Source organism: Parahaliea maris, from assembly GCF_008064665.1.
In the GTDB taxonomy this organism is placed as follows: Bacteria; Pseudomonadota; Gammaproteobacteria; order Pseudomonadales; family Halieaceae; genus Parahaliea; species Parahaliea maris.
Genome location: NZ_VRZA01000002.1, coordinates 571,768 through 594,869, shown reverse-complemented (window position 1 = coordinate 594,869; position 23,102 = coordinate 571,768). Strand labels below are relative to the sequence as shown.

Genomic DNA, 23,102 nt, shown 5'->3' with positions numbered 1-23,102 from the left:
ATTATAAGGGCCAGCCCCGCGCAATTCGATAGCGGCGCCGACAAAGGCAAGACGCCGCCCGCCGCCTAGCCGACCAGCCATTCCCGGTACTGCTGCAACTCTGCGGCACTCAGGGCAAATACCCCGTGCCCCCCGTACTCGAATTCCAGCCAGGTGAAGGGCACCCGCGGGTAAGCCGCCTCGAGGGCCTCCCAGCTGTTGCCCACCTCCACCACCAGCAGACCGTGGGGCTCCAGGTAATCGGCCGCCTCCGCGAGGATACGCCGGGTCAGGTCGAGGCCGTCTTCCCCGGAACCCAGGGACAGCTCGGGTTCGTGGTGGTATTCAGCTGGCATCTCGGCCAGGTCCCGGGCATCGACATAGGGCGGGTTGCTGAGGATGATGTCGTAACGGCGCCCCGCGACTGCGGCAAACAGGTCGGACTGCAGGCACCCGGTACGCGCCTGCAGCCCCAGCAGTGCCTGGTTTTCCCGCGCCAGCTCCAGCGCCCGCGGATCCAGGTCGACAAGATCCACCTGGCACTGGGGATGATAGTGGGCGGCAGCCAGGCCAATGGCCCCGCCACCGCAGCAGAGGTCGAGAACTCGCAGGGGTGACGGGCCCTCGTACCAGGGCTGGAAGTCGTTACAGATCAACTCGCCAATGGGCGAGCGAGGCACAATGGCGCGCTCGTCACAGCGTAACTCCAGGCCCGCAAACCAGGCCCGGCCGGTGAGATAGGGCAGCGGCAAGCGCTCCTGGATTCGCCGCTTCAGCAGCTGACCGATCCGGTCGACCTGCTCGCTGGAAAGCGCGACCGGCAGCACATCGTTACCTGACTCTATGGGCAGCCCGGCCACGGTGAGTACCAGTTGCACGGCCTCGTCCCAGGGGTTGTCGCAACCGTGCCCGAAACAAACCTGGCTGGCTTCCAGTTGCGCCTCGCAGAAGGCCAGGGCGTCCTGAACCGTTTGCATAATATGTCCATTATCAAGCCGGGAAGATCGGTTTAGTGTACCGCACTTGGCGGTTTGCCATGCCCGGGACGGGTTGCTACTATCGCCGTCCTTTTTTACACGCCAACGAGGACTCTCGCCGTGGAAGACAACTGGGCACGTATCATCGAAGCAATCGGTGAAGACCTGGAACGCCCCGGGCTTGTCGACACGCCCAAGCGCGCCGCCAAGGCCTTCGAGTTTCTCACTCGCGGCTACCAGCAGTCCGTCGAAGACGTCGTCAACAACGCCCTCTTCCCCTCCGACTCCAGCGAGATGGTGCTGGTGCAGGACGTGGAACTCTACTCCCTGTGTGAGCACCACCTGCTGCCTTTTATCGGCAAGTGCCACGTGGCCTATATTCCCACGGGCAAGGTACTGGGCCTGTCCAAGGTTGCGCGCCTGGTGGATGTCTTTGCCCGGCGCCTGCAGATACAGGAGTCCCTCACCATGCAGATCGCCGAGACCATCATGGATGTGACCGGCGCCGAGGGTGTGGGGGTGATCATCGAGGCACAACACATGTGCATGATGATGCGGGGGGTCGAGAAGCAGAACTCGGTGATGAAGACCTCCGCCATGCTGGGCTGCTTCCGCAGCTCGCAGAAAACCCGCGAAGAGTTCCTGTCACTCCTGCAGCTGCGGCGCTAGCCTGATCACCTCGGCGTGGAGATACTGCCGGTCTGAGGTGCGGGCCGCGGCATAGGCCAGCACCAGGTAACCGCCCTCCCCGCCGACACTGTAAACCTCGTAGCGCTGGGCATCCGCCCGCCCGTAGAGCACCCGCTGTGCAAACACCCGGTTGGCCCACTGTGCCCCGTTGCCACAGGCGCGCCCCTCGCAGCCGAACAGGCGTTCACTGTCCGGCAGGGCAGTCACCTTGCCTACCAGCCCGGTGAACACCTCCTCGGCACTGAACCCATCGGTTATCTGCCATGTGTAACGCACACGCTCGCCGTCCACCCGGCGGCTGCGCTTGAACTGCCAGTCGCCCAGGTGTTTTTGCATGGCGCCAAGGCCCACTTCATAGTCCACCACCGCGGTTCGCGAATTGGCGATTTGCACGGCGTGAGGAAACGCATCGAGTGCAGCCAGCAGCGCCTCCGGGCGCTCCTCAGCGGAAGCGGCGGACCCCAGTCCCAGCAACAGCAGGCCACAGAACAGGCGAAAACAGGTTCGGGCTGGACGGCAATGCAAATCGATATCTCCTTCTAATCCCCGGCCAGGAAGTCAAGCAGGTCCGGCACCTGCGGGTCGATATCGGGTTCCATATGGAAATGGTGACTACCGTCGACCTGGCGAACCTGCAACTGCGGCATGTGCGCACGGGCGAGTTCCACCAGCGAGGCATGCTGCATCATTCCCTCCCTCGCCTGCAACAGCAGGGCGGGCGCCCTGATGGCTCCGAGTACGGCGCGAATCTGACCATCGCTCATCTTGACCGCTGATGCCGCCCTCAGGCGTGGATCGATTCGCCACTCCCAGCCGCCTTCGGCGTCGCCCTCAAGGCTACGGGAAGCCAGCGCCTGGGCGGCCTCCCGGGGCAGGCCATTGCGGACCCGGGCCGCGATTGCCTCGTCCCAGGTAGCGTAGCGCTTGCCTGTGCGGGCAAGGGCCCGCTGGCGTTCGTGCACAAAACGACCCAACTGCCGGGGGAAGGCGGTCTCGTCCACGGCCTGGGGCACCACGGCATCGAGCATGACAAGGTGACTGATACGCTCCGGCAGGGAGGCGGCCAGCAGGGTCGAGATAATGCCGCCCCGGGAGTGCCCCAGCAGGGCGCAGCGCTGCCAGCCGAGCTGGTCGAGCAGCGCCGCCAACTGGGGTACATCGTCCCAGATCTGATAGGTCGCGTCGGGGGAGCGAAAGCTGCTGCGACCCTGGCCGCTGAGATCGACCGCCACCACGTGGCAGCCCTCGAGTTGCGGTGCGAGACGGGTAAAACTGGCGGCGTTATCGAGCCAGCCGTGTAGCGCCAGTACCGGCATCGCGCCCGGCTCGCCCCAACTCAGCCCCCGCAGGGTGAGGCCGTCCACATCCCAGCGACATTCGCTCGGCGTGCGGAAATCCGCTGAACTGGTCAAGCGCCGGCCTCGAAATCGGGCGGAAACGCCCACCACAACAGGCGGCCGCAGGCAGCCGCGGGCGCACTCAGTTCAAGGGTAACAAGCCCGCCCGGGGGATGCGGCGGCGCCGCGCGATGCTCGCCCAGCAGTACATCCACCAGCGAGGACACCAGCGGCTGGTGAGACACCAGCACGAGGTGAGCGGGGCCGTCAGCGGCCGCAAACAGAGGCGCCAGCGCGTGTTCCACCCCGGCCACCGAAGCACCGGGAATGAGGGCCCGTTCGGCGCGTTTGTCACAAGCCAGCGCAGTGGCAATCAGCCCGGCGGTCTGGGTGGTGCGCTGCCACTCGCTGAACCACAACTGGTCGGGCGCGGGAACCCCGCGCCGCTGGCAGAGATCAGCCAGCGCCGGTGCCCCACGAGCTACGTCCCGTTCGCCCCGGGGCGTCAGCTGCCGCAGCCGGTCGTTGACTGCCGGGGCAGCTTCGCCGTGTCGCCAAATCGTCAGGATCATTGTTATGCCGCCACGAACTCCACGTCCTGTGCCTGTTCCCGGCTCATCATATCATTGAACAGGTCGGACACCGGACGGCTGTGGTGGAGAATGTCGTAGAGGCCGTTTACCAGTGGCATGTGCACCCCGCGCACCTCGGCCTGTGCCTTGAGCAATTCCAGGGTATTGATGCCCTCCGCCACCTGGTCCATGCCCGCCAGCACCTCGGCAAGGGGCTGCCCGCGGCCGATGGCCTGGCCGATCCGGTAGTTGCGTGACAGGGGCGAGGAACAGGTCACGAACAGGTCCCCTACTCCTGCCAGGCCGAGGAAAGTCATCGGGTTGGCCCCGCACTGCACGGCAAAGCGGGACATTTCGCTGAGGGCCCGGGTCAGGAGCAGGCCAGTGGTATTTTCACCGAAGTCGAGGGCGGCACCGAGGCCGGCGAGAATCGCGTAGACATTCTTGAGCGCGCCCCCCAATTCCACGCCGTACATGTCCGGGGAACCGTACACCAGGAAGCGCTCGCCATGCAGCAGGTCGTGGAGGGTGCCGTTGATCTCCTCGCTGCGCGAGGCCACCACCGCACCGGCGATATTGCCCGCAGCGATCTCGCCCGCCAGGTTGGGGCCGCTGAGGACAGCCCTGGGGTTGTCCGGCAACTCCTGTTCGAGGATTTCGCTCATGAGATAAAAGCCCGGGGCTTCCACCCCCTTGGTCAGGCTGACCAGCAGAGTACCCGGGGACACCAGGCTCGCCACCGCCCGTGCCACCTCGCGAAAGGACGCGCTGGGCACCGCCATGAACAGGATATCGATCCCCGCGGCGGCCTGCTCCAGCGAGGTCGTGGCGCACAGGTGCGGATCGAGGGAGTAACCGGGCAGGTATTCGGCGTTCTCATGGTCGCGGTTGATCGCCTCGACCCGCTGCTCATTGCGCAGCCAGAGGCAGACCGGGTGACCGTTGGTCGCGATGAGGTTGGCAATCACGGTGCCAAAGCTGCCGCCGCCGAGGACGGCGACACGATGGGTGTGCAACATAGGGTTTTCCCGACGTTATTATGATAAACCCCGCCCGGGGCTACCGGGCGGGGTCGAGTCTACCAGCAATGCGGGGGGCGCCGACAGCGCCCCGCCAGTGAGGGCGAAGCCCTAGCCTGCCATGGTGGCCAGCAGGAGCTTGTTGAGCCTGGACACGTAACTGGCGGGATCCTCCAGTTGGCCGCCCTCTGCCAGGGTCGCCTGGTCGAACACGATATTGGCCAGGTCGGCGTAACGGTCTTCGTCGGCCTCGGCGTCGAGCATTTTCACCAGCGGGTGGCCCGGATTGACTTCCAGGATCGGTTTGGAGTCCGGCACCGGCTGCCCGGCGGCCTCCAGGATGCGACGCATCTGGGCACCCATGTCGTGGTCGCCCACCACCAGGCAGGCGGCTGATTCGGTCAGGCGGCTGGTGGCACGCACTTCCGCCACCTTGTCTTCCAGCACTTTGCCCAGGCGCTCTACCAGGCCTTCGCTCTCCTTCTCCAGTTTTTCCTGTTCGGCCTTTTCCTCTTCCGAGTCAGAAGCCAGGTCGAGGGAACCGCGAGCGACATCCTGCAGGGGCTTGCCGTCGAATTCCTGCAGGTGATTCATCAGCCAGTCGTCAACGCGATCGGACAACAGCAGCACTTCGATGCCCTTCTTGCGGAAGACCTCGAGGTGCGGGCTGCTCTTGGCGGTATTGAAGTTCTCCGCGACCACGTAGTAGATCTTGTCCTGCCCGTCTTGCATCCGCGCCACATAATCTTCCAGCGACTGGTCCTGGTCGGCCTGGTCGGTGTGGGTCGTGGCAAAGCGCAGCAGCTTGGCAATCTTTTCCTTGTTGGCAAAGTCCTCGGCGGGGCCTTCCTTCAGCACCTGGCCAAACTCTTTCCAGAAGTTGGCGTAGTCGTCGCCTTCTTTCTTCGCCAGTTTGCCCAGCATATCCAGCACCCGCTTGGTGAGGGCGCTGCGCATGGATTCCACCGCACCGTCCTGCTGCAGGATTTCACGGGACACGTTCAGAGGCAGGTCATTGGAGTCCACCACCCCTTTGACGAAACGCAGGTACAGCGGCAGGAACTGGTCCGCCTCATCCATGATAAAGGTGCGCTGGACGTAGAGCTTGAGGCCCCGCGCCATGTCGCGGTTCCACATATCGAAGGGCGCGCGCTTGGGCAGGTACAGCAGGCTGGTGTACTCCAGTTTGCCCTCCACCTTGTTGTGGCTCCAGCTCAGGGGCTCCTCGAAATCGTGGGACACGTTGCCGTAGAACGCCTTGTACTCCTCGTCGCTGATCTCGTTGCGTGGCAGGGTCCACAGGGCGGTGGCTTCGTTCACCGCCTCGTACTCGGGGGCGCTGGGCTCGGCCGGCTCCTCGCCCTCTTCGGCCACGGGTGCCGCCGGTTTCTGCATCAGTACCGGCACGGAGATGTGATCGGAGTATTTCTTGATCACGCTGCGCACGCGGAAATCGTCCGCGAATTCCTTGCAGTCGTCTTTCAGGAACAGGGTGATGGAGGTGCCCCGGGTGCTTTTGTCGCGGGCCTCGATGGAGAACTCGGACTCGCCCGCAGATTCCCAGACAACGCCGGCATCGGTGGCGCCACCGGCCTTGCGGGTGTGGACTTCCACACGGTCGGCAACGATGAAGGCAGAGTAGAAGCCCACGCCGAACTGGCCGATCAGCTGGGAATCCTTTTTCTGGTCGCCGGTGAGGTTGTCGAGGAAGGCGGCGGTGCCGGACTTGGCGATGGTGCCAAGGTTCTCGATCACCTCATCGCGGGTCATGCCGATGCCGTTGTCACTGATGGTGATGGTACCTGCGTCCTTGTCCACGTCGACCTGGACCTGGTAGTCGCCCTGCCCTTCCAGCAGTGATTCGTCCGACAGCGCGGCGAAGCGCAGCTTGTCGATGGCGTCCGAGGCGTTGGAAATCAGCTCGCGCAGGAATATCTCCCGGTTGCTGTACAGGGAGTGGATCATCAGGTGCAGGAGTTGCTTCGCTTCGGTCTGGAAGCCCAGGGTTTCTTTTTGAACGTCGGCAGTCATGGGTCCCTCTTGTTTATCTCCGGATTGAACGACTGGGTTGGGCAAGGAGATGGGGACTACAGCTTGAATTTCAAGGGCGCTAGTACAGCTCTCCGTCCTCCGCTTCAGGCTCCGACCGCCCGGCGGTTTCGGTCTCCTCCGCGGCGAGGTTCTCGTGCAGCTCCCGCTGCAGGCTGGCCAGGGCTTCCCCCTCCGCGAGCAGTGCAGTGTAGCCCGGCACATCCTCGAGGCCGGCAAAGGCGGGATGCCCTCTCAGCATCCACCAGGCCGAGGGCAGTAACTGACCACCGCGCACGGACTGCAACAGCTGCATGGAAGCCGAGCCACTGTCGCCAGCCGTCAGCTCCGCCAACGCCAGGGAAATCGCCACCGCCCGGGGCACGCAGTTGGTTGAGCCCTCAACCAGTTGTTCGAGAGACCGGGACACACTGGACAGCTCGGCGACACTTCCCCCAGCGGGGTTGGCGTAGCGCTGCAGTACCAGCATATTGAGGTAGGCAGGGAGCCGCTCCAGCAGGAGCAGGTGATCCTCGCTGTGAAACTCGCGCAGCTCGTCCCAGTCCGGGTACACCTTCTCCAACAGGCCCTGGGCGTGGTCGTAGTCGCCGGTGACCAGGGCGGCGTGCAGCAGGAAGTGGCTGAGATGCCAGGGGGACAGCATCGCCAGTTCCCGCGGGTCACCGCTGTAGAGTGCGTCGACCAGTGCGGCGTCATCTTCGGCAAACGCCGCCAGTAGAACCGACCCTGCAGCGGTGGGTGGGCTGTTGAGCGCGGCAGCTGCCTCCAGGTTGCCCAGGTCCAGCTGCGCCCTTAACAACCGCAGTTTCAGCCAGCCACTGGCCGGGTCCATGGCCAGTGCCTGCTGCAGGTAATCCACCGCCAGGGCCAGATTCCCCTGGAAGCCGGAAATACTGCCCAGGCTGGCCAGGGCCGAGCGAAAACGCGGCTCCAGCCGCAGGGCCTCCTTCTCCAGTTTCAGGGCTTCATCGTAGTGGCACTGGAAAGTCTCGAAGTAACCCTTGATGTGGTAATTGCGGGGCCGTAACGGATCGAGGGCGATGGCCTGATCGATCATGGCCGTCGCGCCCTCTACGTCGCCACGAGAGAAGAACAGAAGTTCCGCCAGTCGCTCGTAACCCGGCGAATAGCTGGGGCTCAGGCGCAGCCCGCGGCGCAGGTCTGCTTCGGCCGCAGCGATATCGCGGTGACCGCTGGCGACCGAGGAGCGTGCCACATAGGCCGCCCCCATATCCGGGGCCAGTTCCAGGGCCCGTTCGCTGAGCGTACGAATGGTATCGGCCACTTCCGGGAAGTTGTTCTGGTCGCTGGCCCGTGTGGCCAGCACGTCGGCCAGGGCGACATAGGCCTCGGCAAAGTCAGGGTCGATACTGATGGCCCGCTGCAGGTGGCCGATGGCGGCCACCACATCCTCGCTGTGCCAGCTCTCCATCAGTTTGACGCCCTTGCGGTACTCGGCGCGCGCCGCGAGATACTCGGGAGTGAGCTGATCGTGGCGGCGTTCATCATCCACCAGCACGACCCGGAGGGCACGGGACACTTCCCTGGCGATGTCGGCCTGCACGGCCAGCAAGTCGGCGGGCCGGTCCTGACGGAAGGTACCAGCCCAAACCTGGAATCCCGTGCGGGTATTGATAAGGGCAGCATTCACTCTCAGGCGGTCATTTTCCCGCCGCACGCTGCCCTCGATCAGGTAGGTAACCCCCAGCTCACGGCCCACCTCGCGCACATCGATCTGCTCCCCCTCGTAGACCTGGGACGAGCTGCGAGAAGTAACCCGGAACAGGTGAACCCGGGCCAGCAGGGTAATCAGTTCCTCCGCCATGCCGTCGGCGAACAGGCGGGCCTCCTCGTCCTCGACAAAATTGGCGAATGGCAGCACGGCGATGGTAATCGGCAGTTCCACCACCGGGCCGGCGTGGGCGGCTTCACCGGCCGGCGGGGTAAAGTGCCGCCACAGCAGAACGCTGCTGCCGACACCCAGGGATATCAACAACAGAATGACCAGGCTGTGGTAAAGCAACTGCCAGCTGAGGGAGGGCCTGCGCGGTATGTGGTGGACCACCTGCCGTGGCTTTTCCTTGCGAGATTCCTGCAATTCCGCCGACAGCTCACAAAGGTAGCCTTTCTTATGGAGGGTTTTCAGTGGCTTGCCAAAGCCGGCCTCCTGCAGTCCGTGACGCAGGTTGGACACGGCCCGGCGGACGGCCTCGTCGCTGACCAAACGGCCCTTCCAGACCCGGGTTAACAGGTCCTCATGACTGAGCACCTCGCCGGGGTGGCGCAGAAACTCAACTAGCAACGCCGCCACCCGGGGCTCGAGCGATACCTCGCCCGACGGTCCCGAGAGGACTTTGGTCTCCTCACAAAATTGGCCCTTCGATAACAGCCACCGTTTTGCCATGTTACGCGGCCACCCCATGCCCTGATCACATAGCTCAGTGGTAACTATGGTTCGGAAAGTGTGATGCTGCCAGTGAAACTATTCTGAATTATTTGAATGCATGACCTCAAATAAGGCATATAAATCTTTGATTTTTAAGCCATCACATTTCCATCACAAGGAAATCATCAAACCATCCTCTCTTCGTCCGGTGTTTTTTCTGATCTTGTGGTTTCCTTGTTACCACGGTGAGCGGGATGACCTGAACAGGCCCCAAGCCGGTAAACCAAACCACACGAGGGATTGTGAAATGAAACACTCAAACAGCAAGAGCATTTGTTCGGCACTGGCACTGGGCGCAGCGATGGCCCTGGGTAGTGCCTCCACCCTGGCCGCTGGCCCCATGGAAGAAACCCGCGTCACCGAACACGCCACCGCCATCCGGGCACCCGTGATCGAGCAGGCCAAAGGCAAGGCCACCCGGGCCGTGACCGTCTCCTACGCCGACTTGCGGTTGGAGTCTCAGGCCGGCGTCAACACCCTTTACACCCGCATCGAGGGTGCCGCCCAGGCGGTGTGTGGCCCCAGCGCGACCAAGAACGGCCGCGACCTGAACCGCCACCGGGAATGGCAGGGCTGCCTTTCTGACGCCATGGACGGGGCTGTAGCCGATATCAACCACTACGGCCTCAGCCAGTATCACCTGGCCCAGACCGGCCGCCTGGTTGGTAGCGACGAGCAGGTCGCAGAGCGCTAGGGACGGCGCTACCAGTCTGCCCTGCCTGGCAGGTACCGGGACGGGTATCGCCCGCGAACAAACCCCTGGTTCGCGAGCACCGCCAGGCAGAGACAGAAGGGCCCACCCGTGCAGCAGCGGGTGGGCCCTTTTCTTTTGTTGCAGGCGGATACGAAAAGGCCCCGGCAGCGCAAACTGCCGGGGCCTTCTGTTGGCTTGTGGCTACACGGCTTACCAGCCGGTCACCTCGGCCAGGGCGTTGCCGATCTCGGCCAGGCTGCGCACGGTTTTCACACCGGCGTCTTCCAGGGCGGCGAACTTCTCGTCCGCAGTGCCCTTGCCGCCGGAGATGATGGCGCCGGCGTGGCCCATACGCTTGCCTTTCGGTGCAGTCACACCGGCAATGTAGGACACCACGGGCTTGGTCACGTTGGCCTTGATGTAGGCCGCCGCTTCTTCCTCGGCGGTGCCGCCGATTTCACCGATCATCACGATCGCTTCAGTGGCCGGATCCTTTTCGAACATCTCCAGGATGTCGATGAAGTTGGAGCCGGGGATCGGGTCGCCGCCGATGCCCACACAGGTGGACTGGCCGAAGCCCGCGTCGGTGGTCTGCTTGACCGCCTCGTAGGTCAGGGTGCCGGAACGGGACACGATGCCGACCTTGCCGGGCAGGTGGATATGACCGGGCATGATGCCGATCTTGCACTCGCCGGGGGTGATCACGCCGGGGCAGTTGGGGCCGATCAGGCGCACGCCCAGTTCGTCACACTTGACCTTGCAGTCGAGCATGTCGAGGGTGGGGATGCCTTCGGTGATGCACACGATCAGCTTGATGCCGGCGTTGGCTGCTTCCAGGATGGAGTCCTTGCAGAAGGGAGCCGGTACGTAGATCACGGAGGCGTCGGCACCGGTGGCTTCCACAGCTTCCGCGACAGTGTTGAACACCGGCAGGCCCAGGTGCTCCTGGCCGCCTTTGCCCGGAGTTACGCCGCCCACCATCTGGGTGCCGTACTCGATGGCCTGTTCGGAGTGGAAGGTACCCTGGGAGCCGGTGAAGCCCTGGCAGATTACCTTGGTGTTCTTGTCGATCAGAATGCTCATTACGCTGCACCTCCAGCTGCTTTAACTGCCTGCTGAGCAGCGTCTGTAAGGCTGGTGGCAGCAATGATGTTCAATCCACTTTCGGCCAGTACTTTCTGGCCCAGTTCCGCGTTGTTGCCTTCGAGGCGCACAACCACCGGCACTTCCACGCCGATCTCTTCCACGGCGCCGATCACGCCCTCGGCGATCAGGTCGCAACGCACGATGCCACCGAAGATGTTGATCAGGACGGCTTTCACCTTGTCGTCGGACAGGATGATCTTGAAGGCCTCGGAGACGCGCTCCTTGGTGGCACCGCCGCCCACATCGAGGAAGTTGGCGGGGAAGCCGCCGTGCAGGGCGACGATGTCCATGGTGCCCATAGCCAGGCCGGCGCCGTTGACCATGCAGCCGATATTGCCGTCCAGGGCCACGTAGTTCAGCTCCCACTGGGCGGCGTGTGCTTCACGCTCGTCTTCCTGGGAGGGGTCGTGCATGGCGGACAGCTGCTTCTGGCGGTAGATGGCATTGCCGTCCACGCCCAGCTTGGCGTCGAGGCAGTGCAGGTTGCCTTCCTCGGTGATCACCAGCGGGTTGATCTCGATCAGCGCCAGGTCCTTGTCCTGGAACAGTTGCGCCAGGCCCAGGAAGATTTTCACGAACTGCTTGATCTGGTCGCCTTGCAGGCCCAGTTTGAAGGCCAGCTCACGGCCCTGGTAGGGCTGCGCGCCCACCAGCGGATCGATGGTGGCGCGAAGGATTTTCTCGGGAGTTTCCTCGGCCACTTTCTCGATTTCCACGCCGCCCTCGGTGGACGCCATGAACACGATACGACGGGTAGCGCGGTCTACTACCGCACCCAGGTAGAGCTCCTCTGCGATGTCGGTGCAGGTCTCCACAAGGATCTTGCTGACCGGCTGGCCGTTCTCGTCAGTCTGGTAGGTCACCAGGTTCTTGCCGAGCCAGTTGTGGGCGAACTCGCGCACCTCTTCGGTGGTTTTCACCAGCTTCACACCGCCGGCCTTGCCGCGGCCGCCAGCGTGCACCTGGGCCTTGACCACCCACATATCGCCACCGATTTCCTGTGCAGCCTTGACGGCATCTTCTGGGGTGTCGACCGCGTGTCCCACGGACACCGGCAGACCGTATTCGGCAAACAGCTGTTTGCCCTGGTACTCATGAAGGTTCATGCTCTATCCCGTTCTCGTCTTGGGTTAAGGGTTACCCGGCGCGGAGGCCTCCATCAGCTCCCGTCACCTGCTTTGTCCTCCGGCACCAATATTAGGCTGTTATGGTTGCGCGCCGGGGACGGATTTTACTCTTTTGTGGCGCAAACTGCCTGTCTTCACAGTTTGCTTTTTTGCCCGCAGAGCCCTATTTGCGCTTCTTGCGGTTGGCAATGTGGATCGCGTGCCCATCCACCGCCAGGGCGGCCTCGTGCACCGCCTCGGACAGGGTCGGGTGACCGAACACGGTCAGGGCCAGGTCTTCGGCGCTGGAGCCAAATTCCATCGCAATCACCACCTGCTGTACCAGGTCCGCCGCAGAGGGGCCCACGATGTGGCAACCCAGGATGCGGTCGGTCTCGGCGTCCGCCAGCATTTTCACCATGCCGTCGGCATCGTCCGCCGCCAGGGCGCGCCCGCTGGCCACAAAGGGGAATACGCCGGTCTTGTAGGCGATGCCATCGGCCTTCAATTCCTGCTCGGTCTTGCCCACAGCAGCCACTTCCGGGTGGGTGTAGATCACCGAGGGGATGCAGTCGTAGTTCATCTGCACCGGCTTGCCGGCAATGCGCTCGGCGACCATCACGCCCTCTTCGGAGCCCTTGTGGGCCAGCATCGGGCCGCGTACGACGTCGCCAACTGCGTAGACGTGGGGGGCCTCGGTGGCGCAGTAGTCGTCGACGTAGATGAAACCGCGCTCATCCAGGGACACGCCGCTGTCGGAGGCCAGCAGTTCCTCGGAACGCGGGCGGCGGCCAACGGCCACGATCAGTTTGTCGAAGGTTTCGGTGAACTCACCTTCGGCGGTGCTGTAGGAAACCTCGACTTCCTTCTTCTTCACTTCCGCCTTGGTGACGCGGGTGCCGAGACGGATATCCAGGCCCTGCTTCTTGAGGATCTTGGCGGTTTCCTTGGCGATCTGTACGTCCATCATGGGCAGGAAGTCTTCCAGTGCTTCCAGCACCACGACTTCCGCACCCAGGCGGCCCCAGACGCTACCCAGTTCCAGGCCGATCACACCGGCGCCGATCACACCGAGGCGCTTGGGCACTTCGGTGAACTCCAGGGCACCGGTTGAGTCGACGATGAACTCGCCGTCGACCGGAGCCGGCGGAATAGCGACCGGCACGGAGCCGGCGGCGATAATGACGTTGCCCGCCTCCAGCACGCTGACCTCGCCCTTGGCATTGGTGACTTCGACCTTGGCGCCCGCCAGTACCTTGCCGCGGCCCTGGATCGGGGTCACGCCGTTGTGCTTGAACAGGCCGGCAATGCCGCCGGTGAGCTGGCCGACGATCTTGTCCTTGCGCTTGATCATGGCCGGAACATCGATCTCGGGCTTGCTGACCGTGATGCCGTGGCCCTTGAAGTAATCGCGGGCCTCCACGTACTTGTGGCTGGAGTCCAGCAGCGCCTTGGAGGGGATACAACCCACATTGAGGCAGGTGCCGCCGAGCTTCACTACGCCCTTGTCATCCATCCACTGCTCCACGCAGGCGGTGTTCAGGCCGAGTTGGGCTGCCTTGATAGCGGCCACGTAGCCGGCGGGGCCGGAGCCAATTACTACAACATCAAACTTGTCAGACATCATTCATTCCAGAAGGTAAACGGGTTAGCCGGGGATTCGTCCTGCAGCCCTCAGAGCTGCAGCAGAATCCGCGCCGGGTCTTCGATCAGGTCCTTGACGGCTACCAGGAACTGCACGGCGGTCTTGCCATCGATCAGGCGGTGATCGTAAGACAGGGCCAGGTACATCATCGGCAGGATGACCACCTCGCCATTCACCGCCATCGGGCGTTCCTGGATCTTGTGCATACCCAGAATACCGGTCTGCGGCGGGTTGAGGATAGGGGTGGACATCAGCGAGCCGAACACACCGCCGTTGGTCACGGTAAACGTGCCACCGGTCATCTCGTCGATGGACAGCTTGTTGTCGCGGGCTTTCAGGCCGAGGTCGCGAATCGCCGCTTCTACATCGGCAACGCTCATGAAGTCGGCGTCGCGAATCACGGGTACCACCAGGCCGCCTTCGGTGGACACGGCAACACCGATGTCCTGGTAGCCGTGGTATACCACGTCGTTGCCGTCGATGGAGGCATTCACTTCCGGGAAACGCTTGAGCGCCTCGCAGCAGGCTTTGACGAACAGGCCCATAAAGCCAAGACGGGTGCCGTTGTGGGTTTTCTCGAACTGGTCCTTGTACTTGCGGCGCAGTTCCATCACCGGCGCCATGTTCACCTCGTTGAAGGTGGTGAGCATGGCCGTTTCCTGGGACGCCTGCAGCAGACGCTGGGCGATACGGGCGCGCATCCGGGTCATCGGCACACGCTTCTCGACGCGCTCGCCTGAGGGCTGGGCGGCAGGCGCCGCAGCGGCGGGTGTAGGCGCCGGAGCAGGAGCCGGCGCTGGCTTGGCCTCGGCCTTGGGCGCCGCTTTCAGGTGATTCAGGACATCTTCCTTGGTGACGCGACCGCCCTTGCCGGTGCCGGTGATCTGGGCGGGATCGAGCTTGTGCTCTTCCACCAGCTGGCGGGCAGCGGGGCCCAGCAGCGGCTCGGCCGCGGACTCGTCCGCTGCAGCCGGTGCCGCTTCCGCGGCGGCGGCGGGCGCTGCTCCGGCGCTGGCGCTGGCGCCGACTTCGAGGTCCGCCAGCAACTGTTCGCTTTCGATGGTGTCACCCTCGGCGGCGTAGATCTTGGTAATGACGCCATCTTCGGGGGCGACCACTTCCATCACCACCTTGTCGGTCTCGATTTCCACCAGCAGCTCGTCGCGAGCAACGGCCTCCCCTTCCTGCTTGTGCCACACGGCGATTTCGCCATCGGCTACAGATTCCGGGAACGTGGGTGCCTTGATTTTGTGTGCCATTTCGCTTCCTTTAAATGCGATCGCTAGGCCTGGGGCTCGGGCCCCAGCGCTTCATTGATAAACCGTTCCTGTTGCTCCAGGTGGAGCGCCATGTAGCCCGCTGCGGGTGCAGCAGAGGCATCACGGCCCACGTAGCGCAGGTAGACGTCGGGGTTATGGGCGTGAATGACGCGCCGCATGTGGTGCTGGCTGGCGTACCAGGCGCCCTGGTTCATGGGTTCTTCCTGACACCAGATCGCCTCTTTCACGTTGGGGTAAGCACCCAGTACCTCCAGCAGTTCCGCTTCCGGGAAGGGATAGAGCTGCTCGAGGCGGATGATGGCGATGTCCTCGATCCCCCGCTCGCGGCGCGCCGCGCGCAGGTCGTAGAACACCTTGCCGGAGCACATGATGAACCGGGTGACTTTGGACTTGTCCAGGTCGTCCGTCTCATCCATCACATTGAAGAAGCGGCCGTTGGCGAGATCTTCCAGGCTGGAGATGGCCTCCTTGTGGCGCAGCAGGCTCTTCGGCGACATCACCACCAGCGGCTTGCGCAGGGGGCGGATCGCCTGGCGGCGCAGCATGTGGAACACCTGGGCCGGCGTGGTGGGCACGCAGACCTGGATATTGTGCTCCGCACACAGCTGCATGAAGCGCTCGAGACGGGCCGAGGAATGCTCCGGGCCCTGCCCTTCGTAGCCGTGGGGCAGCAGCATGGTCAGGCCACACAGGCGCGACCACTTGTGCTCACCAGAGGTGATGAACTGGTCGATCACCACCTGGGCGCCGTTGGCGAAGTCGCCGAACTGGGCCTCCCAGATTACCAGGCCCTTGGGCGAGGTGGTGGCATAGCCGTACTCGAAAGCCAGCACAGCCTCTTCCGACAGCAGGGAGTCGTGGATGGTGAAGTCGGCCTGGCCCTCGCTGACGTGCTGCAGCGGGATATACAGCCCCTCGTCCTTCTGGTTGTGCAGTACCACGTGGCGGTGGGAGAAGGTACCGCGGCCCACGTCCTGGCCGGTGAGGCGCACCGGGTAGCCCGCCTTCAGCAGCGAGGCGTAGGCCAGGGTTTCCGCCGCACCCCAGTTGAGGGGCATGGCGCCGGCGCCCATCTTGCGGCGGTCCTCGAGAATCTTGTTGACCTGGCGCTGCACCGGGAAGCCGTCGGGCACCACGTTGGTGTCGTGGGCCAGGGCCTGCAGTTCATGCAGGTCCATGCCGGTGTCGGCGGGCAGGGTCCACTCGTGACCCAGGTAGGGGCTCCAGTCGACAAAGCTGTTCTTGTCGGGTTCGGAGACCAGGCTGCTCACCAGCGGCTCGCCGCGGTCGAGGGAAGCCCGGTAGCCGTCCATCAGGCGCTGGTCTTCCTCGGCGGTAATGACGCCCTGGGCGATCAGGCGCTCGGCATACAGGTCCCGGGTGGTCTTCTGCTTACGAATCTGGTGGTACATCAGCGGCTGGGTGACCGAGGGTTCGTCGGCCTCGTTGTGGCCGCGACGGCGGTAACAGACCAGGTCGATCACCACGTCTTTCTTGAACTCGTTACGGAAGTCCACCGCCATCTGGGTGACGAACAGCACCGCTTCCGGGTCGTCTGCATTGACGTGGAAAATCGGCGCCTGGACCATCTTGGCCACATCGGTGCAGTACTCGGTAGAGCGCGAGTCCTCCCGGGCGGAGGTGGTGAAGCCCACCTGGTTGTTGAGCACGATGTGCAGGGTCCCACCGGTCTTGTAGGCGCGGGTCTGGGACATCTGGAAGGTTTCCATGACCACACCCTGCCCGGCGAAGGCGGCGTCGCCGTGGATCACAATCGGCACCACCTTGTCGCCGATGGTGTCTTCGCGGCGATCCTGGCGTGCGCGCACCGAGCCCTCGACCACCGGAGACACGATCTCCAGGTGAGAAGGGTTGAAGGCCAGCGCCATGTGCATCTCGCCACCGGGCGTCATGATGTTGGAGGAAAAGCCCTGGTGGTACTTCACGTCACCGGAGCTCTGGTAGGTAGCGCGCCCTTCAAATTCGGCGAACAGCTCGTCCGGCTTCTTGCCGAAAATATTCACCAGCACGTTGAGCCGGCCGCGGTGGGCCATGCCGATGACCATTTCCTGGGCACCATAGGCGCCGGTGCGCTGGATCATCTCGCTGAGCATGGGGATCAGGCTCTCGCCACCCTCCAGGCCGAAACGCTTGGTGCCGGGATACTTGGAGCCGAGGGACTTTTCCAGGCCCTCGGCCTTGATCAGGCGGCGCAGCAGGACGGTACGGACTTCGTTGCCCCAGTCGGGTGCCGAGCGCACGGACTCCATCCGGTGCATCACCCAGTGGCGCTCGTCGGTATTGACGATGTGCATGAACTCGGCGCCGATGGTGTGGCAGTAGGTCTTTTCCAGGGCGTCGACGATCTCGCCGAGGCTGGCATCTTCCTTGCCGATGTACAGGCTGCCGGTCTGGAACACCGTATCCAGGTCGGCCGCGGACAACTGGTGGAACCCCAGGTCCAGGTCCGGCACGGGTTCGCGCACGTGCAGGTTCAGGGGATCCAGCGAGGCCTTCTGGTGCCCGCGCTGGCGGTAGGCGGAGATCAGCTGTACCACCTTGACCTGTTTGCGCTCGTGGTCCGTGGCCTGGGAATCGTGGGCTACGGTGGCCTCGGTGCGCACGCGCATCTTTGAGATCCGCGCAAACTGGTCGCGAATCGTGGAGTGCGGGATGTCCTGGATGATGGCAGACTTCGACTCCACCCGCGGCAGCGTATCGAAATAGCTGCGCCACTGCTCCGGTACTGAATTGGGATCAGTCAGGTAGGATTCGTACAGGTCTTCCACGTAGGTGGCGTTACCACCTGCGATATGCGAACTCCGCCAAAGGAGTTCCATTGAGCTTTCTTGCATCGTGACCTTTCCGGCAGGATAAAACGGCCGGCGCCCGGCGACCTGCGGCGCATGAGGTACACGCCGCAGGGGGGCCGCCGTGGCCCCGGTCCCAGATTTTCAATGCTGCGCCTTAGCATCGGGAGGGCGAAGGCGCAGTAAAACTTCTTTAAAAACAGGCCCTTGCGGGGCCTGTTTAATGTCAAGTCGCGCGCGACAGGAGCATGTTGCGGATGTGGCCAATCGCCTTCGTTGGGTTCAGGCCCTTGGGGCACACATTGACACAGTTCTGAATACCGTGACAACGGAACACGCTGAAGGGATCGTCCAGCTTGGCCAGGCGCTCGTCGGTTGCGGTGTCGCGGCTGTCCGCCAGGAAGCGGTAGGACTGCAGCAGGCCGGCGGGACCGATGAAGCGGTCGGGGTTCCACCAGAACGACGGGCAGCTGGTGGAACAGCAGGCGCACAGGATGCACTCGTACAGGCCGTCCAGCTTGGCGCGATCTTCCGGAGACTGCAGACGCTCGATAGCCGGCGCCGGCGTGTTGTTCTGCAGGTAGGGCTGCACCTTTTCATACTGGGCGTAGAACATGCTCATGTCCACAACCAGGTCACGCACCACCGGCAGGCCGGGCAGCGGGCGAATCACCAGCTTGTTGCCCTTGACGGTTTCCGACAGGGGCGTGATGCAGGCGAGGCCATTCTTGCCGTTCATGTTCAGGCCGTCGGAGCCACATACACCCTCGCGGCAGGAGCGGCGGTAGGTGATGGTGGTGTCTTCGGCCTTGAGCTGCTCCAGCACGTCCAGCACCATCAGGTCCTTGCCCTGGGTGTCGAAATCGAAGTCCTGCATCCGGGGCTTGTCGTCGGTTTCGGGATTGTAGCGGTAAATACTGACTTTCAACATTACTCAGGCCTCTTAGTAAGTCCGCGTCTTGGGCTGGAAGGTGTCCACTGTCTTCGGCTCGAAGTTCACCGCGCGCTTGCCGACGCGCTTCTCGCCGGGGAAGTACATGGAGTGACACAGCCAGTTCTCGTCGTCGCGATCCTGGTAGTCGTCGCGGGCGTGGGCGCCGCGTGACTCCTTGCGCTCCTCGGCGGCAATGGCAGTTGCCTCGGCCACTTCGAACAGGTTGTGCAGTTCCAGTGCCTCGATACGCGCCGTGTTGTAGGCCTGGCTCTTGTCTTCCAGGGCAGCGTTCTCGATACGCCCGCGCAGGTCGGCCAGCTTCTGGATGCCCTCCTGCATGAACTTCTCGTTGCGGAACACACCGAAGTGGTTCTGCATGGTGGTTTGCAGTTCCTTGCGCAGGTCCGCAACCTTCTCGCCACCGGTGGAGTTGTTCAGCTTGTCGAGGCGGCTCATGGCCTGGTCGATATCGCTGTCGGAGGCATCGCGCATGTCGATACCCTCGCGCAGGGCCTTCTCGATGAACAGGCCGGAGGCGCGACCGAATACCACCAGGTCGAGCAGGGAGTTGCCGCCGAGGCGGTTGGCGCCGTGTACCGACACACAGGCCACCTCGCCACAGGCGTAGAGCCCGGGGATCACCTGGTCGTTGCCATCGGCGTCGATGGTCAGGGCCTGGCCGTGCACATTGGTGGGGATACCACCCATCATGTAGTGACAGGTAGGCACCACCGGCACCGGCTCTTTCACCGGGTTGGCGTGAGCGAAGGTCTCGGACAGCTCGCAGATACCGGGCAGGCGGCTGTGCAGCACTTCCTCACCCAGGTGGTCGAGCTTGAGGTAGACGTGATCACCCTCGGGGCCACAGCCGCGGCCTTCAAGGATTTCCATGACCATGGAGCGGGCGACGACGTCGCGGCCGGCCAGGTCCTTGGCGTTGGGCGCATAGCGCTCCATGAAGCGCTCGCCGTCCTTGTTCACCAGGTAGCCACCCTCGCCGCGGCAACCCTCGGTGACCAGTACGCCGGCACCGTGAATGCCGGTGGGGTGGAACTGCCACATCTCGATGTCCTGCACCGGGAAACCCGCGCGCAGGGCCATACCAATACCGTCGCCGGTGTTGATGTGGGCGTTGGTGGTGGAAGCGTAGATACGCCCTGCCCCGCCGGTGGCGAAAACGGTCGCCTTGGACTTCACGTAGACCGTTTCACCGGTCTCCATGCAGATGGCGATCACGCCGACGACGGCGCCGTCCTGGTTCTTCACGATGTCGGTGGCGTACCACTCGTTGAAGAAGACGGTGTTGTTCTTCATGTTGCCCTGGTACAGGGTGTGCAGCAGGGCGTGGCCGGTACGGTCGGCCGCGGCGCAGGTACGGGCCGCCTGGCCACCTTCACCGAAATTCTTGGACTGGCCACCGAAGGGGCGCTGGTAAATACGGCCCTCCTCGGTACGGGAGAACGGCAGGCCCATGTGCTCCAGCTCGAACACAGCCTCGGGGCCCACGGAACACATGTACTCGATCGCGTCCTGGTCGCCGATGTAGTCGGAGCCCTTGACCGTGTCGTACATGTGCCAGCGCCAGTCGTCGTTGGGATCGGCACTGGCAATGGCACAGGTAATACCGCCCTGGGCGGATACCGTGTGGGAGCGAGTGGGAAACACCTTGGAGATTACCGCGGTCTTGTAACCGGATTGCGCCAGCTGGAGAGCAGCGCGCATACCCGCACCGCCGCCGCCGACGATCACGCCATCAAAGGAAATAGTTCGCATGTTCGACATCGCTTAGTAACCCCACAGGATCTGGACGCCCCAGACCACGTAAATAAAGATGGTGACCAGAACGAGCAGTTGCAGGGTGACCCGCAGGAAGTTGCCGGTTGAGCCCATCAGGCGCTCGGTCAGGTAATCGGTGAATACGGCCCACATACCGATCCAGGCGTGAGCGGCCAGGGACAGGATGGCCATCAGGCTGAACACCTTCACCCAGGTCTGGGCATAGAGCGCTTTCCAGCTGACGTAGTCGACACCGTTGATGACGTTACATGCAATGAAGATGAAATAAGCCAGCAGAATAACGCCGCTGACACGCTGGACCAGCCAATCGGAAAGACCGGAACGACCAAAACTGGTTACGGCAGTTACCATATCCACACCCCCGCGAGAACAGTCAGAATGACAGACAGGGCGATGACGATGCGAGCACCGGTCACGCCGCCTTCCATGGTTTCACCGATACCGAAATCCATGATCAGGTGCTTGACGCCTGCCAATGAGTGGTAGATGAGACCCGCCATGATCGCCCAGATCACCAGTTTGGCGATCGGGCTGGTCAGGCACTCCTGCAATGAGGAGAAGCTCTCGGGGCTTTTCAGACTGGCGTCGAGCGCCCAGATAAGAACGGCCATGCCGACAAAAATAAAAACGCCGGAGGCGCGGTGCGTAATGGACGCCCATGCGGTAATAGGAAGCCGCATGGTACCAATGTCCAGGTTTACGGGACGCTTGTCTTTCACAGTGTGGGTACCATCGTTTTGACGCCTGACGGCGGTTATAGGGCCGGCGAAGCCGGGCTTTTTGCTGTCCTGCAGTGAGAATCAGCCAAAACCAAAACGCGCAAAATTATATGGACTCTGGGCCACGATTACAAACCTGTAATATAACCGGGGCGATATACCGGCCAGGCGGCACGAGTCGGCGAGCGCGGAACAGGGCCTCCCGAAGCGTCTGACGCAAACGTCGCCGATCTTCGCTTATCCCGATTGGCGAAAATACCCGCAGAACCTACCGCTATAGGGTCAAATCGGCCCGATCAATTGACAAAATCTGACGAAACTCTATAGTTGAGCACCCCACCGAAAACACTTCCTAGCAGGACCTTTTGATGAGTGACAAAAAAGCGACATTGACTGTCGATGGCATTGATGAGGCCATCGAACTGCCCATTTACTCGGGCACACTGGGGCCAGACGTGGTAGACGTGGGCGGCCTCACCGGTAAGGGAATGTTCACCTACGACCCCGGTTTCGTCTCCACCGCCGCCTGTGAATCCCAGATTACCTACATTGATGGCGGCAAGGGCGTCCTCCTCCACCGCGGCTACCCCATCGACCAACTCGCCGAACAATCCGACTATCTCGAAACCTGCTACCTCCTTCTGTACGGCGAACTGCCTGACAAGGCCCAGTACGAAAAATTCGTCAACACTGTCAAGAACCACACCATGGTGCACGAGCAGATCCGCACCTTCTTTAATGGCTTCCGCCGCGATGCGCACCCCATGGCCATCATGTGCGGCGTAGTCGGCGCCCTCTCCGCCTTCTACCACGATTCCCTGGACATCTCCGACGAGCACCACCGCCAGGTGGCGGCGTTCCGCCTGATCGCCAAGATGCCCACCCTGGCCGCCATGAGCTACAAGTTCTCCATCGGCCAGCCGTTCATGTACCCCGACAACAGCATGGGCTACGCAGAGAACTTCCTGCACATGATGTTCGGCAACCCCTGCGAGCCCAGCAAGGTGAGCCCGACCCTGGCCAAGGCCATGGATCGCATCTTCCTGCTGCACGCCGACCACGAGCAGAACGCCTCCACCTCCACGGTGCGCCTGGCGGGCTCCTCCGGCGCCAACCCCTTCGCCTGCCTCGCGGCCGGCATCGCGGCCCTGTGGGGCCCCTCTCACGGTGGCGCCAACGAGGCGGTACTGGAGATGCTGGAAGAAATCGGCGATGTGTCCCGCATCGACGAGTTCGTGGCCCGGGCCAAGGACAAGAACGACCCCTTCCGCCTGATGGGCTTCGGCCACCGCGTGTACAAGAACTTCGACCCGCGCGCCAAGGTAATGAAGGAAGCGGCGGACGAGGTTCTGGCGGAACTGGGCATCGAGAACGACCCGCTGCTGGCCATCGCCAAGAAGCTGGAGCAAATTGCCCTGGAAGACGAGTACTTCATCGAGAAGAAGCTGTACCCGAACGTGGATTTCTACTCGGGCATCATCCTCAAGGCCATCGGCATCCCCACCAGCATGTTCACGGTAATCTTCGCCGTGGGCCGCACGGTAGGCTGGATCGCCCACTGGCACGAGATGATCAGCGGCAGCTACCGCATCGGTCGCCCGCGCCAGCTATACACCGGCCACGCCCAGCGCGACTACGTGGCCCTCGACCAGCGCTAATCGCAGCCTGAGTCGTTAGACCAAGAAGCCAGCGGGAGAGATTCCGCTGGCTTTTTTGTTTGTGGGCCCCTCCTACCCGTATCCAAAGTGCGTGATTCCTGAGCTTTGAATCTGATGCGGGGGCGGTCGCCGCTGCCGGGGAGGCTTTCGCAAACCGCCAAAAAGCGGACATCCATGTCAGGCTTCTGGGCGTCCGTCCATGGACGCCCAGATTTGCTACAGCCTCCCCGGCAACGGCGCCCTG

Annotated in this window: 19 protein-coding genes; 3 read left to right on the top strand and 16 right to left on the bottom strand. The window is 63.0% G+C overall.

All coding sequences use genetic code 11. The annotated features are described in order from the left end of the window. Positions 1 to 65: 65 nt before the first annotated feature. A complete protein-coding gene (gene prmB / locus FV139_RS07035) occupies positions 66 to 956 on the bottom strand; it encodes a 50S ribosomal protein L3 N(5)-glutamine methyltransferase (protein ID WP_148067538.1) in 891 nt (296 codons plus the stop codon). Positions 957 to 1,076: 120 nt separating this feature from the next. On the opposite strand from prmB, the gene folE reads away from it, so the two are divergent. Beyond that, on the top strand, positions 1,077 to 1,625 hold the full coding sequence (folE, locus tag FV139_RS07030) for a GTP cyclohydrolase I FolE (protein WP_148067537.1): 549 nt from the start codon (positions 1,077 to 1,079) through the stop codon (positions 1,623 to 1,625). Here the strand turns inward: folE and FV139_RS07025 are convergent. The 6 genes from FV139_RS07025 to FV139_RS07000 all read right to left on the bottom strand — a co-directional run bounded on the left by FV139_RS07025 (position 1,602) and on the right by FV139_RS07000 (position 9,027). After that, the gene (locus FV139_RS07025; protein ID WP_187276437.1) at positions 1,602 to 2,171 is read right to left on the bottom strand and encodes a DUF4892 domain-containing protein; all 570 of its coding nucleotides are present in this window, start codon (positions 2,169 to 2,171) and stop codon (positions 1,602 to 1,604) included. The genes folE and FV139_RS07025 overlap by 24 nt on opposite strands. Positions 2,172 to 2,185: 14 nt before the next feature. Then, positions 2,186 to 3,058 carry an alpha/beta fold hydrolase gene (locus tag FV139_RS07020; protein WP_148067535.1) on the bottom strand — a complete coding sequence of 291 codons (873 nt, stop codon included), beginning with the start codon at positions 3,056 to 3,058 and terminating at the stop codon, positions 2,186 to 2,188. After that, positions 3,055 to 3,555 carry a SixA phosphatase family protein gene (locus FV139_RS07015; protein ID WP_148067534.1) on the bottom strand — a complete coding sequence of 167 codons (501 nt, stop codon included), beginning with the start codon at positions 3,553 to 3,555 and terminating at the stop codon, positions 3,055 to 3,057. Before FV139_RS07015 ends, FV139_RS07020 begins: the two co-directional genes overlap by 4 nt. Before the next feature lie 2 nt (positions 3,556 to 3,557). Next, positions 3,558 to 4,574: an NAD(P)H-dependent glycerol-3-phosphate dehydrogenase gene (locus FV139_RS07010; RefSeq protein WP_148067533.1), complete on the bottom strand. Its 1,017-nt coding sequence runs from the start codon at positions 4,572 to 4,574 to the stop codon at positions 3,558 to 3,560. Positions 4,575 to 4,685: 111 nt separating this feature from the next. After that, positions 4,686 to 6,605, bottom strand: a complete 1,920-nt coding sequence (gene htpG, locus FV139_RS07005; RefSeq protein ID WP_148067532.1) for a molecular chaperone HtpG — start codon at positions 6,603 to 6,605, stop codon at positions 4,686 to 4,688. Positions 6,606 to 6,684: 79 nt separating this feature from the next. Continuing rightward, entirely contained in the window at positions 6,685 to 9,027 is a 2,343-nt protein-coding gene (locus FV139_RS07000; protein WP_268939934.1) for a tetratricopeptide repeat protein, read from the bottom strand. Positions 9,028 to 9,316: 289 nt separating this feature from the next. Here FV139_RS07000 and FV139_RS06995 point away from each other — a divergent pair, with 289 nt between their 5' ends. After that, positions 9,317 to 9,763, top strand: a complete 447-nt coding sequence (locus FV139_RS06995; RefSeq protein ID WP_187276435.1) for a UrcA family protein — start codon at positions 9,317 to 9,319, stop codon at positions 9,761 to 9,763. A gap of 210 nt (positions 9,764 to 9,973) precedes the next feature. Here FV139_RS06995 and sucD read toward each other — a convergent pair whose 3' ends face one another. The 9 genes from sucD to sdhC form a co-directional block, all read right to left on the bottom strand. Continuing rightward, positions 9,974 to 10,846 carry a succinate--CoA ligase subunit alpha gene (gene sucD / locus FV139_RS06990; protein ID WP_148067529.1) on the bottom strand — a complete coding sequence of 291 codons (873 nt, stop codon included), beginning with the start codon at positions 10,844 to 10,846 and terminating at the stop codon, positions 9,974 to 9,976. After that, positions 10,846 to 12,015 (bottom strand): ADP-forming succinate--CoA ligase subunit beta, encoded by a 1,170-nt coding sequence (gene sucC, locus FV139_RS06985; RefSeq protein ID WP_148067528.1) that lies wholly within the window; start codon positions 12,013 to 12,015, stop codon positions 10,846 to 10,848. The genes sucD and sucC overlap by 1 nt, the downstream gene beginning before the upstream one ends. A gap of 184 nt (positions 12,016 to 12,199) precedes the next feature. Beyond that, positions 12,200 to 13,639: a dihydrolipoyl dehydrogenase gene (lpdA, locus tag FV139_RS06980; protein WP_148067527.1), complete on the bottom strand. Its 1,440-nt coding sequence runs from the start codon at positions 13,637 to 13,639 to the stop codon at positions 12,200 to 12,202. A 50-nt stretch (positions 13,640 to 13,689) separates the two neighbouring features. Continuing rightward, a complete protein-coding gene (gene odhB, locus FV139_RS06975) occupies positions 13,690 to 14,919 on the bottom strand; it encodes a 2-oxoglutarate dehydrogenase complex dihydrolipoyllysine-residue succinyltransferase (protein ID WP_148067526.1) in 1,230 nt (409 codons plus the stop codon). A gap of 23 nt (positions 14,920 to 14,942) precedes the next feature. Further along, complete coding sequence (locus FV139_RS06970) at positions 14,943 to 17,795, bottom strand: 2-oxoglutarate dehydrogenase E1 component (RefSeq protein WP_213004042.1); 2,853 nt, start codon at positions 17,793 to 17,795, stop codon at positions 14,943 to 14,945. A 181-nt stretch (positions 17,796 to 17,976) separates the two neighbouring features. After that, positions 17,977 to 18,681 carry a succinate dehydrogenase iron-sulfur subunit gene (locus tag FV139_RS06965; RefSeq protein ID WP_148067524.1) on the bottom strand — a complete coding sequence of 235 codons (705 nt, stop codon included), beginning with the start codon at positions 18,679 to 18,681 and terminating at the stop codon, positions 17,977 to 17,979. Between the two features lie 12 nt (positions 18,682 to 18,693). Continuing rightward, positions 18,694 to 20,466: a succinate dehydrogenase flavoprotein subunit gene (sdhA, locus tag FV139_RS06960; RefSeq protein ID WP_148067523.1), complete on the bottom strand. Its 1,773-nt coding sequence runs from the start codon at positions 20,464 to 20,466 to the stop codon at positions 18,694 to 18,696. 3 nt (positions 20,467 to 20,469) lie between these two features. Next, positions 20,470 to 20,832, bottom strand: coding sequence for a succinate dehydrogenase, hydrophobic membrane anchor protein (gene sdhD / locus FV139_RS06955; RefSeq protein WP_148067522.1), 363 nt, complete (start codon positions 20,830 to 20,832; stop codon positions 20,470 to 20,472). Further along, entirely contained in the window at positions 20,826 to 21,200 is a 375-nt protein-coding gene (gene sdhC, locus FV139_RS06950) for a succinate dehydrogenase, cytochrome b556 subunit (protein ID WP_148067521.1), read from the bottom strand. Before sdhC ends, sdhD begins: the two co-directional genes overlap by 7 nt. 368 nt (positions 21,201 to 21,568) lie before the next feature. Between sdhC and gltA the strand changes: the two genes are divergently transcribed. Next, entirely contained in the window at positions 21,569 to 22,858 is a 1,290-nt protein-coding gene (gene gltA / locus FV139_RS06945) for a citrate synthase (protein ID WP_148067520.1), read from the top strand. Positions 22,859 to 23,102 lie beyond the last annotated feature (244 nt).

Coding starts and splice junctions, on each gene's coding strand:
- sucD (WP_148067529.1), bottom strand. CDS start 10,846: ATGAGCATTCTGATCGACAAGAACACCAAGGTAATCTGCCAGGGCTTC.
- lpdA (WP_148067527.1), bottom strand. CDS start 13,639: ATGTCTGACAAGTTTGATGTTGTAGTAATTGGCTCCGGCCCCGCCGGC.
- FV139_RS07010 (WP_148067533.1), bottom strand. CDS start 4,574: ATGTTGCACACCCATCGTGTCGCCGTCCTCGGCGGCGGCAGCTTTGGC.
- FV139_RS07015 (WP_148067534.1), bottom strand. CDS start 3,555: ATGATCCTGACGATTTGGCGACACGGCGAAGCTGCCCCGGCAGTCAAC.
- prmB (WP_148067538.1), bottom strand. CDS start 956: ATGCAAACGGTTCAGGACGCCCTGGCCTTCTGCGAGGCGCAACTGGAA.
- odhB (WP_148067526.1), bottom strand. CDS start 14,919: ATGGCACACAAAATCAAGGCACCCACGTTCCCGGAATCTGTAGCCGAT.
- sdhD (WP_148067522.1), bottom strand. CDS start 20,832: ATGGTAACTGCCGTAACCAGTTTTGGTCGTTCCGGTCTTTCCGATTGG.
- FV139_RS06965 (WP_148067524.1), bottom strand. CDS start 18,681: ATGTTGAAAGTCAGTATTTACCGCTACAATCCCGAAACCGACGACAAG.
- sdhA (WP_148067523.1), bottom strand. CDS start 20,466: ATGTCGAACATGCGAACTATTTCCTTTGATGGCGTGATCGTCGGCGGC.
- FV139_RS06970 (WP_213004042.1), bottom strand. CDS start 17,795: ATGCAAGAAAGCTCAATGGAACTCCTTTGGCGGAGTTCGCATATCGCA.
- FV139_RS07000 (WP_268939934.1), bottom strand. CDS start 9,027: ATGGCAAAACGGTGGCTGTTATCGAAGGGCCAATTTTGTGAGGAGACC.
- gltA (WP_148067520.1), top strand. CDS start 21,569: ATGAGTGACAAAAAAGCGACATTGACTGTCGATGGCATTGATGAGGCC.
- htpG (WP_148067532.1), bottom strand. CDS start 6,605: ATGACTGCCGACGTTCAAAAAGAAACCCTGGGCTTCCAGACCGAAGCG.
- FV139_RS06995 (WP_187276435.1), top strand. CDS start 9,317: ATGAAACACTCAAACAGCAAGAGCATTTGTTCGGCACTGGCACTGGGC.
- sucC (WP_148067528.1), bottom strand. CDS start 12,015: ATGAACCTTCATGAGTACCAGGGCAAACAGCTGTTTGCCGAATACGGT.